The 15,515-nt window shown below is 59.5% G+C and carries 11 protein-coding genes and 1 pseudogene; 7 read left to right on the forward strand and 5 right to left on the reverse strand.

Annotation, left to right across the window (positions count from 1 at the left end; translation table 11 throughout):
* Positions 1 to 65 precede the first annotated feature (65 nt).
* The 6 genes from bioB to P3C39_RS30655 all read left to right on the forward strand — a co-directional run bounded on the left by bioB (position 66) and on the right by P3C39_RS30655 (position 6,864).
* Entirely contained in the window at positions 66 to 1,034 is a 969-nt protein-coding gene (gene bioB / locus P3C39_RS30630; protein ID WP_245463568.1) for a biotin synthase BioB, read from the forward strand.
* Positions 1,031 to 2,170, forward strand: coding sequence for an 8-amino-7-oxononanoate synthase (locus P3C39_RS30635; protein WP_127810785.1), 1,140 nt, complete (start codon positions 1,031 to 1,033; stop codon positions 2,168 to 2,170). The genes bioB and P3C39_RS30635 overlap by 4 nt, the downstream gene beginning before the upstream one ends.
* Complete coding sequence (gene bioD, locus P3C39_RS30640; RefSeq protein WP_063169254.1) at positions 2,167 to 2,802, forward strand: dethiobiotin synthase; 636 nt, start codon at positions 2,167 to 2,169, stop codon at positions 2,800 to 2,802. The genes P3C39_RS30635 and bioD overlap by 4 nt, the downstream gene beginning before the upstream one ends.
* Positions 2,802 to 4,067, forward strand: a complete 1,266-nt coding sequence (locus P3C39_RS30645) for an adenosylmethionine--8-amino-7-oxononanoate transaminase (RefSeq protein WP_127248564.1) — start codon at positions 2,802 to 2,804, stop codon at positions 4,065 to 4,067. Before bioD ends, P3C39_RS30645 begins: the two co-directional genes overlap by 1 nt.
* Positions 4,064 to 5,047 (forward strand): beta-ketoacyl-ACP synthase III, encoded by a 984-nt coding sequence (locus P3C39_RS30650; RefSeq protein WP_024505575.1) that lies wholly within the window; start codon positions 4,064 to 4,066, stop codon positions 5,045 to 5,047. Before P3C39_RS30645 ends, P3C39_RS30650 begins: the two co-directional genes overlap by 4 nt.
* A gap of 173 nt (positions 5,048 to 5,220) precedes the next feature.
* A complete protein-coding gene (locus P3C39_RS30655) occupies positions 5,221 to 6,864 on the forward strand; it encodes an MFS transporter (protein WP_024505576.1) in 1,644 nt (547 codons plus the stop codon).
* Positions 6,865 to 7,098: 234 nt separating this feature from the next.
* Here P3C39_RS30655 and hemN read toward each other — a convergent pair.
* Together hemN and P3C39_RS30665 are read right to left on the reverse strand one after the other, a co-directional pair.
* A pseudogene (hemN, locus tag P3C39_RS30660) lies at positions 7,099 to 8,425 on the reverse strand (oxygen-independent coproporphyrinogen III oxidase).
* A gap of 467 nt (positions 8,426 to 8,892) precedes the next feature.
* Positions 8,893 to 9,249 carry a hypothetical protein gene (locus P3C39_RS30665; RefSeq protein WP_024505577.1) on the reverse strand — a complete coding sequence of 119 codons (357 nt, stop codon included), beginning with the start codon at positions 9,247 to 9,249 and terminating at the stop codon, positions 8,893 to 8,895.
* Positions 9,250 to 9,931: 682 nt separating this feature from the next.
* Between P3C39_RS30665 and P3C39_RS30670 the strand changes: the two genes are divergently transcribed.
* Positions 9,932 to 11,071, forward strand: coding sequence for a porin (locus tag P3C39_RS30670; RefSeq protein ID WP_127319500.1), 1,140 nt, complete (start codon positions 9,932 to 9,934; stop codon positions 11,069 to 11,071).
* 483 nt (positions 11,072 to 11,554) lie between these two features.
* On the opposite strand, the gene P3C39_RS30675 is transcribed toward P3C39_RS30670, so the two are convergent.
* The 3 genes from P3C39_RS30675 to P3C39_RS30685 form a co-directional block, all read right to left on the reverse strand.
* Complete coding sequence (locus P3C39_RS30675; RefSeq protein WP_127319502.1) at positions 11,555 to 13,426, reverse strand: acyltransferase family protein; 1,872 nt, start codon at positions 13,424 to 13,426, stop codon at positions 11,555 to 11,557.
* Positions 13,427 to 13,508: 82 nt separating this feature from the next.
* The gene (locus P3C39_RS30680; protein WP_127319504.1) at positions 13,509 to 14,069 is read right to left on the reverse strand and encodes a CpaD family pilus assembly lipoprotein; all 561 of its coding nucleotides are present in this window, start codon (positions 14,067 to 14,069) and stop codon (positions 13,509 to 13,511) included.
* Positions 14,070 to 14,081: 12 nt separating this feature from the next.
* Entirely contained in the window at positions 14,082 to 15,503 is a 1,422-nt protein-coding gene (locus tag P3C39_RS30685; RefSeq protein WP_245463569.1) for a type II and III secretion system protein family protein, read from the reverse strand.
* Between the last annotated feature and the right edge of the window lie 12 nt (positions 15,504 to 15,515).

Here is a 15,515-nt window from a genome sequence, read left to right on the forward strand (position 1 = left end):
GACTAGCAAACAAAGGTTTGACGATGACGATTGGAATGAACTCGGAGTTCGACGTGAACCAGACCATGCAATCGGTCGATGGAACGCCTCCGCGATGGAACCGCAAAGAGGCCGAGGCCATCTACGGCATGCCATTCAACGATCTGCTGTTCCTGGCTCAGACGATCCACCGCCAGAACTTCGATCGAAACCGAGTGCAGCTGTCGCGGCTCCTTAGCATCAAGACCGGCGGGTGCCCCGAAGATTGCGGCTATTGCAGCCAGTCTGCGCATTACGAAACCGGTGTGAAGGCGTCGAAGCTGGTGGACGTCAAGCATGTCATCGACGAAGCGGCCAAGGCGCGTGATGGCGGCGCAACGCGCTATTGCATGGGCGCGGCGTGGCGAAGTCCCAAGGAGCGCGACATGGACGTTGTGGTCGCCATGATTGAGGACGTCAAGGCCCTCGGCATGGAGACCTGCATGACGCTCGGCATGCTCGATCTTGAGCAAGCTGCTCGCCTGAAGCAGGCCGGTCTCGACTACTATAACCACAACATCGATACCTCTGAGCGCTACTATGGCGAGGTTATTTCAACCAGGACTTTTGCCGACCGGCTGGAAACGCTTGGGCACGTGCGCGCGGTTGGGATGAAAGTCTGCTGCGGCGGCATTGTCGGGATGGGAGAAGAAAAGACCGATCGCATCGACATGCTGGTCACGCTCGCGAACCTGCCTGAGCCGCCGGAAAGCGTGCCGATCAACATGCTTATTCCCATCGAAGGCACGCCGCTTGCCGCGGCCGACGCCATCGATCCGATCGATTTCGTCCGCATCGTTGCGCTCGCGCGGGTGATGATGCCGAAGTCCTATGTAAGGCTGTCCGCCGGCAGGACGGCGATGAGCGACGAAACGCAGGCGCTGTGCTTCTTTGCCGGGGCCAATTCGATCTTTGTCGGCGACACGCTGCTGACGGCGGGAAATCCCGGCGAGGACAAGGATACCCTTCTGTTCCGGCGCCTCGGCATTGAGCCTATGGAACTCGCCACGCAATGAAGGAGGCAATTCTTGCCCGCTATGACGCAACCTTGCGGGGACTGGGGCGCAAGGACCGGTTGCGGACGCTCGCACCGCGCGCCGGGCTCGACTTCTCGTCGAACGACTATATCGGACTTGCCGCCTCCAAAAGACTGGGCGATGCGGTTTCGACGGCGATTGCGCGGGGCACGCCAGTGGGCGCCACCGGATCGCGGCTGTTGCGCGGCAATGCACCGGAACATGAGCAACTGGAGGCGGACGCAGCGGCATTTTTCGGAGCCGAGCGTGCACTGTTCTTCGGCAGCGGCTATATCGCCAACTTCGCTCTGCTGACGGCCCTGCCGCAGAAAGGCGACCTGCTGGTCCTCGACGAGCTCGCTCATGCCAGCATGCATGAGGGTGCCCAGGTCGGGCGCGCTGAGTTCAAGCTGGCCGCGCACAACGACGTCGACGCTGTCGAGGACGCAATCACCCGCTGGCGCGCCGAAGGCGGCATGGGGCGGGTGTGGATCGCCTTCGAAAGCCTTTACAGCATGGATGGCGACCGTGCGCCGGTGGAGAGCCTGGTCGCGCTGGCTGATCGGTACCAGGCATTCATCGTCGTCGATGAAGCGCATGCCACCGGCGTCTGGGGACCGGACGGCCGGGGACTGGCCGCCGCGTATGAAGGCCGCGACAACATCGTCACGCTCCACACATGCGGCAAGGCGCTTGGCGCATCCGGCGCGCTCGTTACCGGACCGCGAACACTGTGCGACTATCTTATCAACCGGTGCCGGCCATTCATCTATGCGACCGCACCATCGCCGCTGATGGCAGTCGCGGCACGTGAGGCGCTGACTATTCTGTCTGACGAGCCTATGCGTCGTGCTCAGTTGCACGAGCGTGTCGCTTTCGCGAGCCGGCAATTGGCCGAACGCTGCGGCGTGATGCCCAGCGGTTCGCAGATCCAGCCGCTTGTGATCGGCGATAACAGCCGCACCATGGCGGTGGCGGCAGGACTGCAGGCACGCGGCTTCGACATACGCGGCATTCGCCCGCCGACAGTGCCTGAGGGTACGTCGCGCCTGCGCATTTCGCTGACTCTCAACGTCGACGAAGCCGACATTTCCGCCATGGTCGAGGCTCTCGTCGGAGTGTTGGCCACAGCATGACCAAACGCATCGTCGTCACCGGAACAGACACTGGAATTGGCAAGACAGTGTTTTCGGCCGGACTTGCCGGGCTGCTCGACGGCTTCTACTGGAAGCCGGTGCAATCGGGCCTCAACGAGGAGACCGACAGCGAGGTCGTCGCCCGGCTTTCCGGCTTGCCCGACGGACGCGTGCTGCCCGAAGTCTATCGACTGACGATGCCGCTGTCGCCGCATCGATCAGCCGAAATCGACGGCGTCGCGATCGAGGCCGACGATCTTTCATTTCCGGTCCTGCCGACACCGCTCGTCATCGAAGGCGCCGGCGGGCTGATGGTGCCGCTCAATCGACAGACAAGGTTCATTGACATATTTGAACAATGGCGGCTGCCGGTCATACTGTGCGCCCGCACCGCGCTTGGCACCATCAATCATACGCTGTTGTCGATCGAGGCCCTGAGAGCCCGCTCCATCCCGCTCATCGGCATTGCCTTCATTGGCGAAGAGGTGGCCGATACACAAAGGACAATCGTGGAATTCGGCGGCGTGCCGCAGCTGGGTAGGCTGCCGCACCTCGGTCCGCTGACGGGTGAAACGTTGAGAGATGCAATGATTTCCGGCTTCGACCTGGCCATGATTGCCGGAGGCGACTGATGGCGGAGTCTCGAGTCTGGCATCCGTTCACGCAGCACGCGCTAGAGCCCTCGGTCCCTGAAATCGTGCTGACTGAAGGCGCCTATCTCCACAAGGCCGACGGCTTCCGCATCCTCGATGCGATTTCTTCCTGGTGGGTCGTCACCCATGGCCATCGCCACCCCCGCATCATGAAGGCCATCGAGACGACCGCGTCGAGCCTCGACCAGATCATCTTCGCGGGCTTCACCCACGAGCCGGCCGAACGGCTGGCCGAGGCGCTTGTCGGCATCGCACCCGCCGGCCTCGACCGGGTGTTCTATTCCGACAGTGGCTCGACCTCAGTCGAAGTCGCGCTGAAGATGGCGCTCGGCTATTTCCGCAACATCGGCGCGCCGCGTTCGCGCATCGCCGTCATGGAGCACAGCTATCATGGCGACACGATCGGGGCGATGAGCGTCGGCGCCCGCGGCGTCTTCAACGCCGCCTATGATCCTTTGCTGTTCGAGGTCGACGCCATCCCCTTCCCGGCCGCCGGGCGCGAGCAGGAAACGCTGGATCGGTTCGAGGCCGTTAGCAGCGACCGGCGCGCAGCCGCGCTGATCGTCGAGCCGCTGGTGCTTGGCGCCGGCGGCATGCTGATGTATCCGGCCTGGGTTCTTGCCGAATTGAAGAGGATCGCCGAAGCCTCCGGCACGCTGCTGATCGCCGATGAAGTGATGACCGGCTGGGGGCGCACCGGAACCATGTTTGCCTGCGAACAGGCGTCCGTCTCGCCGGACATCTTGTGCACGTCGAAAGGTCTGACCGGTGGTACCATCCCGCTGGCCGCCACGATCGCCACCGATGCCATCTTCCACGCTCACTTTTCGGAGGATCGCAAGAAGACGTTTTTCCATTCGAGCTCCTACACCGCCAATCCGATCGCCTGCGCGGCAGCACTTGCCAATGTCGAGATCTGGCGTGACGAGCCGGTGGCCGAGCGGATCGCGGTCTTGAGCGCGAGGCAGGCCGCGGGGCTGCAACGCTTCCGGGACAATCCATATTTCACCGACTGCCGGACAACCGGCACCATCGCGGCACTCGACCTACGCACCGGCTCAGCCGGTTATCTGGCCGAGATCGGGCCAAAACTGCGCGCTTTTTTCCTTGAGCGCGGCCTGTTGGTGCGCCCGCTCGGCAATGTCCTCTATCTTCTGCCGCCCTATTGCATCACCAGCGACGAATTGGACGGGCTCTATGACGCGATAGAGGAGGCCGGCGAACGCTTCGGCTCGCGGCCATGAACCTATCGTCGCGCGTTCTCGGCTTCGGCCATCATGCGCCGGCGCGCAAGGTCGAGAACCCGGAAATCGAAGACCGGCTCGGGCTTGAGCCCGGCTGGATCGAGCGGCGCACCGGAATTCGCTCGCGCTTCTGGGCAACAGACGAAGACACGCTGTCGGGCCTTGCCGCCTCTGCCGGCGACATGGCGCTGACCAATGCCGGTATCGACCGCGGCGACGTCGGTCTACTCTTGCTCGCCACGTCGACGCCCGATCACCTTCTGCCGCCAAGCGCGCCGCTGGTCGCACATCGGCTGGGGCTAGGCCGCGCCGGAGCGATCGACCTGACCGGCGCCTGCGCCGGCTTCATCTATGCGCTGATGTTCGCCGACGGGTTCACCCGCCTGCACGGCAAAGCGAGCCTTGTCATCGCCGCCAACATCCTCAGCCACCGCATCAATTTGGCCGAGCGCGCCAGCGCCGTGCTGTTTGCCGATGCCGCCGGCGCCATGGTGATCAGTCCTTGCGATGACCCGGATCGAGGCATTCTCGGCGCTTCGGTGGATTCCGACGGCTCGCGCTACGGGCTAATCCAGATTCCCGCCGGGGGAAGCAACACTCCGTTCCATGCCGACCTCGACCTCGCGCAGACACGGATGACGATCACTGACGGCCGTGAAGTATTCAGCAAGGCCGTGGAGATGATGACCGCCTGCTCGAGAGATGCGCTCACTGCTGCCCGACTGAGGCCGCAAGACCTCAATCGTTTCGTGCCGCATCAGGCCAATGCGCGCATTTTCGACGCGGTCGGCAGGAACCTCGGCATCGCTGATCACTCGATCGTCAAGACGATCGCCGAATATGGCAACTCTTCCGCCGCGACGATCCCGCTCTCATTGTCGCTGGCCCATCGGGCGCAGCCGTTTCGGCCTGGCGAGAAAGTCCTCTTGGCGGCAGCGGGTGCGGGTCTCAGCGGCGGCGCGCTTGTGGTGGGAATTTAGCAAAGCAATGCTTGCGCACAGGACTGCTCATGAATGAGACTATGAGAATGGCTCAATACGTAAATAGTCGCCGGCAAGCTCCATAGAGCTGGGTTCCGTGCGGTGCTCCGCGATGTCTAAGTATCGACCCGCTTGCTCAAATCGCAGCGCTCATCGAAGGCCAGCAATACCTCATGCAGAGCGAAAATCCTCAACCGCCCGTTTCAAAGACGCTCGCCCCATTTCGAAACAAGGTGTTTCGCTCAATTTGGGCGGCCACCCAGATTTCGAGCCTCGGTTGGCTAGTGCAAACGGTCGCCATCAGTTGGCTTATGGCAACGATTTCAGCGTCCGACCTCATGGTGGCACTCGTCCAGGCCGCATCCACATTGCCGGTGTTCTTCCTCTCAGTTTTCGCCGGAGCCATTGCCGACAACTTCAGCCGCCGGTGGGTGATGTTTGCGGGACACTGCCTGATAGCATCGGCGTCGACGACGCTGATGATTTCTGTGGGTCTGGGATTTGTCAGTCCTTGGCTGATTCTCGGGTTAGGTTTCCTGGCCGGCTGCGGCTTTGCCTTGAATGATCCGGCTTGGCACGCTTCGGTCGGCGATATCCTTCACAAACGCGACATTCCGGCCGCAGTGACGCTTATGTCCGTCGGATACAACATTGTGCGCAGCGTTGGTCCGGCCTTGGGGGGCGTGATCCTGGCCGTCTTTGGGCCGCTGGCCGCTTTCGCCTTGGCTGCGGTGAGTGATCTGGCGCCCATAAGCGCGATATGGCGCACCAAATGGGAGGTCCGCTCTTCGCCTCTCCCTCGTGAGAGAATGACGACGGCAATTCATGACGGAGTGCGCTTTACGGCGATGTCTTTGGAGATCAGGGCAGCGACCGCCCGAGCCGCTCTTTTCGGATTGGCAAGCATCTCCATTCTGGCGTTGCTCCCCCTCGTGGTCCGGGATCAGTTGAAGAGTGGGCCAATTGTCTACGGTATCTTATTGGCCGGCTTCGGCATGGGTGCTTTCATCGCGGGCATGGGCAACGGCTTCTTGAGGAAGGTCACGTCTCAAAACAGGCTGGTGGCCTTCGCCTCTGTGGCTTGTGCAGTCTGTTGCCTCTCCCTTGCCCTTACATCGTCGGTTCCTGTGGCGGCCATTTCGCTGGCGCTCGGCGGAGCGGGTTGGCTTATCACCTGGACGGGCATTGACGTGTCGGTGCAGTTGGCAAGCCCAAGGTGGGTTGTAGGCCGCACGCTCTCCATTTACTACGCCTTGAGCGCAGGCGGTATGGCTGCTGGCAGCTGGATCTGGGGTTCTGTCGCGCAAAACTATTCCTTGACCTCAGCATTGGAGGGCGCCGCAGGCGCTCTGTTGCTGGTTGCAGCAGCGGGGATCGTGTTGCCGGTCCGTCCCTGGGAAGAAACCGACCAAGAAAGTTCAGTTTTTCATCCGCCGGACGTGGCTCTCGATCTGAAACCCAGAAGTGGCCCTATCGTGGCCAAGGTCGAGTATTTGATATCGGAGGAAAATATCGAGGCCTTTCTGGGCTCCATGCGCACGCGGCGACACGTCCAGAGCCGTGCCGGTGCACGAAACTGGACGCTCCAGCGAAATCTGCAAACACCGTCACTTTGGACGGAGACATTCCGCACCCCCACCTGGATGGACTTTCTCCGCCTAAATCATCGACTCACCGCAGCAGATAAGGAAGTCGCCCAGCATCTCCTGTCACTGCATGAAGGAGAGGTGCCTCCGCAGACAGTGCTTTCGATTGAACGGACGACCGAGGCAATTCGTACCCGTACCTCGACAATCTTTTCTCGTCCTCCAAGATGACGCCATCAAGCTGCTGTCCAGGGACAGGGTGGATCACCGGTGCTTTGCAGAGCACAGCCTCACACCGAGAGCAGCGTGCTCCGGGTTGTGCGCTTTCGCGCGCACCCAGGCGAGATGATGGTGAACGCGGCGTCAAGTGGAAGTCCCCTGCATACGCTTGCGGAGTCTTCTGCGAGAGCCCATGCCGACGAGCGCCAAACAAGGTCTGATGCCTTTCGGCGTCGTGGCCTCAACTCATCGATTCGCGAGAAAAGCATCGAATGCAGCAGCAACGGCGCGAACAACAAAGCGGTGCTCCGGCCGCACGCGGATGAAGCCGTTTTCGACGTCCAGGATCCCCTCCTCAGCCAGCGTCACCAAACTCTCAACTGAATCGAGAAAACGAGCTGGTTCGATTTCGTGGGCGGCACAGATGGTCGGCACGTCGGCCTCCAAATCGCACATCAGTCGCTCGATGATCGCTGCGCGCACCCGGTCATCGTCGGTCAGACGGTGGCCCTTTGATGTCGCCAGACGTCCACTTGCGATGTGCCGAGCGTAAGAATCCCGTGTTACTTCGTTCTGAACATACCCCTCGCGGACTCGGCCAATAGCCGACGCGCCGAAGCCGATCACGGTTTTGCAAGTATCGGCCGAGTATCCCAGCGAATTACGCCGTAGGCGCCCGGTCTTCTGCGCTAGCGCAAGTTCGTCGTCCGGCGGAGCGAAATGATCGAGCCCGATCTCCCGGTAGCCAGCGCCAACCAGTGTCTCGGCGACAGCTGCAGCCTGTTCGGCGCGAAGATCACCGTCCGGTAGACCTGCCTGCTCGATTAGGCGCTGATTCTTTATCACGGAAGGAATATGCGCGTATCCGAACACCGCAAGCCGGTTGGGGCGCATGGCGACCGCAGCCATCGCGGTCTGGATGCAGGACTGCACAGTCTGTTTCGATAGACCGAAGATGAGGTCGGAGTTGATATGGCCAACGCCATGCCGGCGGAGATTTTCGACTGCAGCGGCCGTCTGCACCTTACTCTGGATCCGATTGATCGCCTTTGCACATCGGGATCAAAGCTCTGCACGCCGATGCTCGCGCGGTTGACACCGTTAGCTGCCAGGGCTTCGGCCATTTCCGGTGTGAACGTTCGGGGATCGATCTCCACGGCGATCGCAGCAGTTTTGCTGAAAGCGAAGTGGCGGCGTAGAAATTCCATCAGCGCCAAGTGCTCGGCTGGCCCGATAAGGTGAGGCGTTCCGCGCCGAAATGCACATCGCTCACCGGCAGCCCTTGCCGCACTTGCTCCGACACCAAACTGATCTCCTGACGCAGCACCGCTAAATAATTAAGGATCGGGCCGTTGCGACGGATGACCGCGGTAGGGAAGCCGCAATACCAGCACATGGATCGGCAAAACGGAAAGTGGAAATAGAGCGACACCGATTCGTCGGCCGGGAGGCCCCCCAGCCATTCCTCATAATCGTCAGCACCAACTGCCGCAGAGAAGTCTGGCACAGTCGGATAGATGGTATACCAAGGCGGCCGGGGGTCCCGGTACTTTGTCAGGATTGAGGTGTGCAAGGAGCTGTCATCCCACGTCGCTGATCCATCATTCTTTCGTTGCGCGCTCGTCCTGGTCTCTGACCTAAGTCAGTGCGTCCCGCTTATGTCGCAGTCTCGTTTGGACAGGATGGGGTCAACCACGCCGGGGAGCGCGCGTGCCATGGTTGCGCCTGAGGTGATGGTGCGGTGCCGCATTCAACGTCTGAGTACGTGACGCCAGTGCAGTGTGCTTGAGGCGTCTGCGGAAGAACTTTGCAATGCGAAATTCATGTCCGACGCAACGGACCTGTCAAGCCTCGTTCAGACGCCATCCAGGTCCAGCCAGCGGCCTTCCCTGCCGGCCGAAAAACCATACCGGCTTTAGCCACCGAGACGCTCTAAAGCTGACGTCGGCTCATTTGATGAAAGGAGGACGCCGCTAGGGGGTGCACAAGGTTCCCCGGCTTGACGTCGCTTCGAGCGAAGAGCGGCGGTGTGGCTTGTCGTCAAGCGCCGGGCAGCGTGCCCCCTACCGATATCCCGAAAAGATCGACCAAGATGGCCATGCCGACGCCACACGCGGTCTGGATGAGGCCGACCATGAAAATGCGATTGGCGCGTTCGTAGATGGGGCGCCGCAAGGAACTCATGTCGAGCAGCATGGACAGCGCTCTCATCTGCAGTGCGATGCCGAGCAGGATCGGCACTACAGCGAACAGATCGTAGAGTTGCCATGGCAAGGGGTTCGCGGCCCAATGAGTGAGGAAGCCGAGCGAAAAGGCAAGCAGGATACCCACGGCAGTGATTGTGCCGTTGCGGAAAATGGTCTCGATCGGTTCTTCCTTCGGATCGTGCTCGTCCAAGCGGCTTCCTTTCGTTGCTCTTTCCGTCGAGACTAAGTTCTCGAGAATGCTGTTCATCGCCAATTACTCGAGGCGAGCCGTAGGCAGCCGTTTCAGGGTGCGCTCCCTCTCGCTTCCGGCCGCGCAATGTACCTGCACGGCGAACTTACAGCGGCGAAAAGGTGCTGCGGCCACCATGCGACGCCTCGGACGTGCACGCCCTCTGTTCCTGGCGCAGCCCTTGCGGAGCGTACGCGCAGTGATCCTTCTCGGTAGCGCATGGCGCGGCCTGCGTTGCGGTCAGACGGGAAGCCGTCGCTGTTAAACGAGACTGTCACATATCGAACATGGCGAACCGTGTCGCACATTGCTTTTCGCAGTGACCCTCAAAAAAAGTGATTCCAGCGAGACGAAGGCGCGTCGGCCCGATTTTGGTGTCGGCCGCATTTACGCTTCAGGTTGGCATGTCGCTTGCTGCTCTATTTCGGAGAGCTGCAGCGGTCCGACCGGAGTGTTTCACATGTAAACGATAATGAATCTCCTAGCAAAAAACACTATTATAAGTACATGTGGCTTTTACGCTGGCTCACCTCTCGTGTCAAGCGCTTTGGCGTCCACATATTGGAGACAACACGCACAAAATTTAGAGGAAAAGCTTGCTCTTTCGCCTCTATCCTTTTTATTCCTTCATGGAGATCTAGACATGTACATCAAGAGTCCTCTTCTGGGCTTAACTGCTCTGATGACCGTTTCCGTCGGTCGAGCAGCTGGCGCCGAGCGGGAACCGGCCGAGTACATCAAGATCTGCGACGTCCTCGGCTCGGGATATTCCTATATTCCCAACACCGAGACCTGCCTGCGCATCGGCGGCTATGTCCGTTACGATATCGGCCTGGGTGACGTCCGATCGTATGACAGCGCAAGAACCTCGGACGTGAGAACTGGCGAGGACCAAGGCACTTGGCGAAACAGCACACGCTTCACGTTCAAAACTTGGACCGGCCAGCAGACCGAGCTCGGCGCGTTGACGACCTATACCGAAACCCACGTGAATTTTGGCAACAGCGCTAACTCGCATGACAGTCCTCAGAACTATGATTTCAACAGCGGCCTCGCACTGGCTTCTGCCTGGGTCGAGCTGGGAGGCCTGCGAGTTGGCAAGGAGGGGTCGGCCTTCGATACGTTTGTAAGCTACGCTGGCAACGTTCTCGATAGTATGCTCGTTCCGTCGGCCGGCTTCGACACCAACGTGGCTCAGTACCACTTCGACGCCGGCAAGGGCATTTCGACTGTGATTTCGCTCGAACAAGGATCGGGCTCAGCCGGTACTATCGACAGCTATATTCCGCACGTTGTCGCCGGCTTGAAATACACGCAAGGCTGGGGCTCGATCACCGGCGTCGCGGCTTATGACAGCAATTACGAAGCTTTTGCCGGCAAGATCCGCGTCGACGTCGCTGTCACAAACCAGCTGTCGCTGTTTGGACTCTTCGGCTACGGTTCCAATGCCAGTCTCAACGAGGACTCAAACGGCGCAATTGCCAATCATGGGCGCGGCTCGTACAAAATCTGGAACGGCCAGTGGGCTTTCTGGGCGGGCGCCACTTACGAGTTTGACGAGAAAACTTCGTTCAACCTTCAGGTCTCGGGTGATCAGCTCAAGGATTCTGGTGTGGCTGCAAACGTCGCCTACATGGTCGTTCCCGGCTTCACGGTCACAGCCGAGGTCGATTACGACCACTACGGCAACTCTGGCCTCGGCCCTGCCGAGCCTACCGCCGTCAAGGGCACGAGCAAGCCGAACAGCGTCGGCGGCATTCTCCGCTTACAAGGCTCATTTTGAAATCTCTCCAGTCGCGAGCATGGCAAAGGCACTTGCCTCGACAACGCACGCATGGAGAGCTTCGTTCGCCATCTTGAAGTCTGCATCAACCGTCCACGGCCCATCGTACCAACTTGAAACTGAAAGGGATGAGCCCTGTGTACTACAGCCTAGCCCTTGACCTGCCCGATGAACCGGCCAGGGGCCGTCAGTTCAAATTCGGGGCCGTTTAGAGGGCAGTGTGAGGCCGTGTTAGGTAAGCGCCACTGCAATGTCGAGGCCGCGACACGCCTGTCGCTTTGGACGGCTGGAATTGCCCTTCGCGGCGCCATTCATTCTCTCAACATTTACGTGATAATGCACGCTGAGTCCGAGCCGCGTGGCAGCACCCATCCCAGGTCACTATCGGGGGGCCTTAAACCTGAACAGCTCCATCGTCGCGGCTGCTGCGGAAGCAGGAGCTATCACTGGGACCCGTACTGGTGCTTGTCAGCCGCTGAGCCGCTACTTCGTCTTGGGAAGAGCATTGTCCTTGCCAAAAGCCGGCCAGTATTTCGAGATTGCCAGTGTGGCGCCGGCTGAAGAGAAATGACCATAGTCGAAATATAAAAACTCTCCTCTATCGGAATAGGCGCAGCGTCCTGCGCTGCACAGGAATTTCAGCGGATCGATGAATGTGGCGCCTTTGGTAAATGAGCGCACACGTTCGTTGATGTCGGGGTCCATCGCGATCGGCCAGGACGTATCGTCCAGATTTTGGCGCTTGGCGAAGAACGCAATTTTCCGGACGTCAGTTGGGAACTGCGGAGACTGGCCGATGACAAACACGCGCACGCCCAGGGCACGAATCGTAGCGATTGTTTGCTGAAGACCGTCGAAACCTCTGACCTCATAGTCACTCCATCTACCGCTGAGGATAACCGTCTTGATGTCCGCTTCCAAGATGACGTCCAAGGCCTTGCGATTGAACCGGACACAATCAAGACGATCGTAAGGGTAGTAATAGAGTATCGGCGCGCAGCTGGCGTACGTATATTCAACGATGTTCGCCTGCAATCGATTTATGTTAGCACCCAAGCCGGAAACATAGTGCGCGGCGAAGGAGTCGCCCCACAAAAAAACCGTTGTTGGAAAACCGCTGGTGCGCGTGCAATCCTCCATATTCCAGCTTTCGATCCGGCTGGTGCCCTCGTTGAAACAGATGCCATTCCTCCAGTCCCCGACGGAAATGCGCCGCTGGACATAGTCCGGAAACCGTTGCGGAAAGCCGTTGCCGAGCGCCCCCGCCGCTCCGCCGGCACAAAGGACAACGATCGCGAGCGCTGAAAAGGCGAAGATAGGCCCCGGGGAGGTGAAGGCCCTCTTCTGTCGAAACGGCTGCTCTACAAACTTCCAGGAGAATGCAGCCAATGCGAGGCTTGCCACCAACATCGCACCGGTCATCAACGGATCGAGTTTTTGGAACGAAAGATAGTGCGCGAACGCATTGAGAGGCCAGTGAACAAGATACAACGAATACGAGATGAGCCCAATCCAGACCAGCGGCCGGACTTCGAGCATGCGGGTGGCGACCGTCGAGGGGGTATTTTGGCCAACATAGATCAGAAGGGCCGTTCCGATGCATGGATACAAGGCGTTGTAGCCTGGGAACGGATCACTCGCCGAAATCGCGAAGAACCCGATGGCGAGAAGGCCAAATCCGGCCACCCCCACCGACTCCATCAGGAATCGGTTGCCCAGCGGCGAGGGGCATTTGAGCATGAGCAGGGCGCCCAACATGAGTTCCCAGATTCGGGTCGGCAGCAGATAGAATCCGGCGGTGGGTGCCAGCGATGTCGCCATCACCGCCACTACGAAGCTGCAGAGAATTATCGGAAGAAGTGTCGTCAGCCAGCGCTTCCCGATGTAGCGATAGATTAGGAACATCAGGATTGGTGCGAAGATGTAGTACTGCTCCGCTACGGAAAGCGGCCAAGTGTGCAACAGTGGTAGAAGCGCGGCATCGATAGAGAAGTAACTTGACGTTTTCCAGAAGAAAACGTTCGACCAGAAGGTCGAGGTAGCTATGATGCTAAGACTGAATCCGCGCAGATCCGGTGGCAGAAGAATGAACAATGCCGCAATGCAGGTGAGAAGCATCACAAAGACGAGCGCCGGCAGAATGCGCCGGGCACGGCGCCAGTAGAAGTTGACGATGGAAAATTGGCCGCGTTCAAGGTCATCCAGGAGGCTTCCGCTGGTTAGGTAGCCGGAGATGACGAAGAAGATATCGACCCCGCTAAAGCCACCCGGGATCGCCGAAATTCCGAAATGAAAGAGTACGACCGGAAGTACAGCAACGGCCCTAAGGCCCTCGATATAGCGCCTATATTGCATCCAGCGGTTCCTTTTATTTTAATCAGGACGCGATTGGAAGCTTTCAATCTCCGGTAGGAGTGCTGCCGAGATAAGGGCGGTATCAGCCACCTTTATCCGTCCCGAATGCTCTGTAAGTTGCAACTGGTACAGAAGCACGATCGCCATCGCCGGCCTTGACGGCCTGATTGTCGAGCAGATCGCGCGGATCGTTGACCATCACGGCCAGGTTATGTCCTGTCGAACAACCAAGCGGCTGTTTGAAGGATTCTTCATTGGGTAAGGCACCATATGAGGGACAGACCGGCGGACGGGCGTGATAGACAATCGCCTCAATTCGCACTGAGCCGGCGTCGTGTTGATCGCGCAATTGAATGTTGTCTTCTTCGATTGCCAACTGCCTGGCCTGATGGGCTACCCCTGTGCTGAGCTGGGGCGAACCGCTGATGAGGAGGTGGATGGCATCGAACCGGCCGCGACTGGCCTTGTCTAGGAAAACACGCAAACGCTGCCGTTCGGAAGCGCGCAGGCTTTGCAACCTCAGGACGGTGGTCTCCTCTCGGACAAGCATTGGTGCCGATGGTTCGACATCAACTGGCGTAGTGCTTGTGCAGCCACTTACGCTTGGTGCCAGAGCGACAAAGAGGATTATAAAACGCAACATCTTTGGATGACACTATTCGATGATGAAGCCGAGACCGCCCTGGGCGCTTGGCGCGCCCGCACGGATAGCAGCGCGGTCTCGCGGGGGACTTGTCACGGAATTCGTCGGAGCGCCCCCTCCGTTCAAAGCCGGTGCCGCCCGCTCGGTCGGTGCGCTCATCTGGTTTGGGTTGGAGCCTGGTCTTACAATGTAAGGCGTAACTAGAATGACCAGTTCTGACTCCTCTTTTTGAAACGAGGTCGAGCGAAAAAGCGGTCCCAGGATCGGCAGTTCTCCGAGCCAGGGAAAGGCCCTGACATCATTGTTGACGTTCCGCCTGATTAGACCGCCGATTGCGAAGCTCTGGCCGCTGGCGAGTTCGACGACCGTATCGGCTCGGCGCGTGGAAACTGCCGGCACGGAAATTCCGTTGATTTGCACGGCACCTTGCGTCGACAGTTCACTGACTTCGGGCGTTACGTGAATGTTGATTTGATTGTTGCTGAGAACTGTCGGCACAAATTCCAGACTGACGCCGAAGTGACGGAATTCAACCGATACCTGCCTGTTTTCCTGCAGGACAGGAATGGGAAATTCGCCGCCCGCGAGAAAGCTGGCCTTTTCACCCGACATAGCGGTGAGGTTCGGCTCAGCCAGGACGGAAGCTATATGCTCCTTGGCGAGCGCGTCGAGAACCGCGCTGACGTTGACGGCACCGTTGTCGAATCCGATTTCTGCTGTACCGCCACCCTGGGTTGAACCAGACCCAGCGCTTGCAGCGCTTCCGCTTAGAACGCCCACTTTGAAATTGCCGATTTGACCGAAGGCGGACAAGTTGACGCCGAGTGACTTCATGGCGCTGCGTGAGACTTCGGCTACGCGCACGCTGAGGTTAACTTGCAGGGATCCAGCGACCTTGATGTTGTTGACGACTTGCGCTCCGTCGCCCAGATATTGCTCAGTGACTCTTTTTGCGGTGTCGGCGACCTCTGCGTCGGGCGCCGTCCCGCTAAGGATTGCGCCGCGCGGCGTATAGTTGACGCGGATGGGATAGTCGCCGACCTGCTCCCGCAACATGGCGCGTAAATCCCCGATCGGTTGCGTGACAACGATACGCAATTCGGCGAGAGGCTCGCCATTGCCATCCAAGGCGAATAGGCTGGTCCGCCCCGATTTCTTGCCAAAGACGAAGATTGTTTTGCTCGATGGCGCCTGAAAATCCGCGATCGTGGGGTCAGCAACAAAGATGGTCGTGGCTGGCGCGGGCAGATGAACGGTCTCCCCGAGCGAAGAGGAAAGGGTCAGCGTGGCGTTGATGCTATTCGAAGCCGCATGCGGCGGGCCTTTGTCCGGCTTGTTTTGCGCCGCGACACCAAGTGGGAAAGTCACAATAAGCGCGCAGAGGAGATGGCCCAGGTAACGGGGCACTGCAGGTCTTGTAACCTTGTTGGCGATCGCCCGCCAATT

Origin of the sequence: Mesorhizobium sp. XAP4, from assembly GCF_029269325.1 — a bacterium.
GTDB classification, from domain to species: Bacteria; Pseudomonadota; Alphaproteobacteria; order Rhizobiales; family Rhizobiaceae; genus Mesorhizobium; species Mesorhizobium ciceri.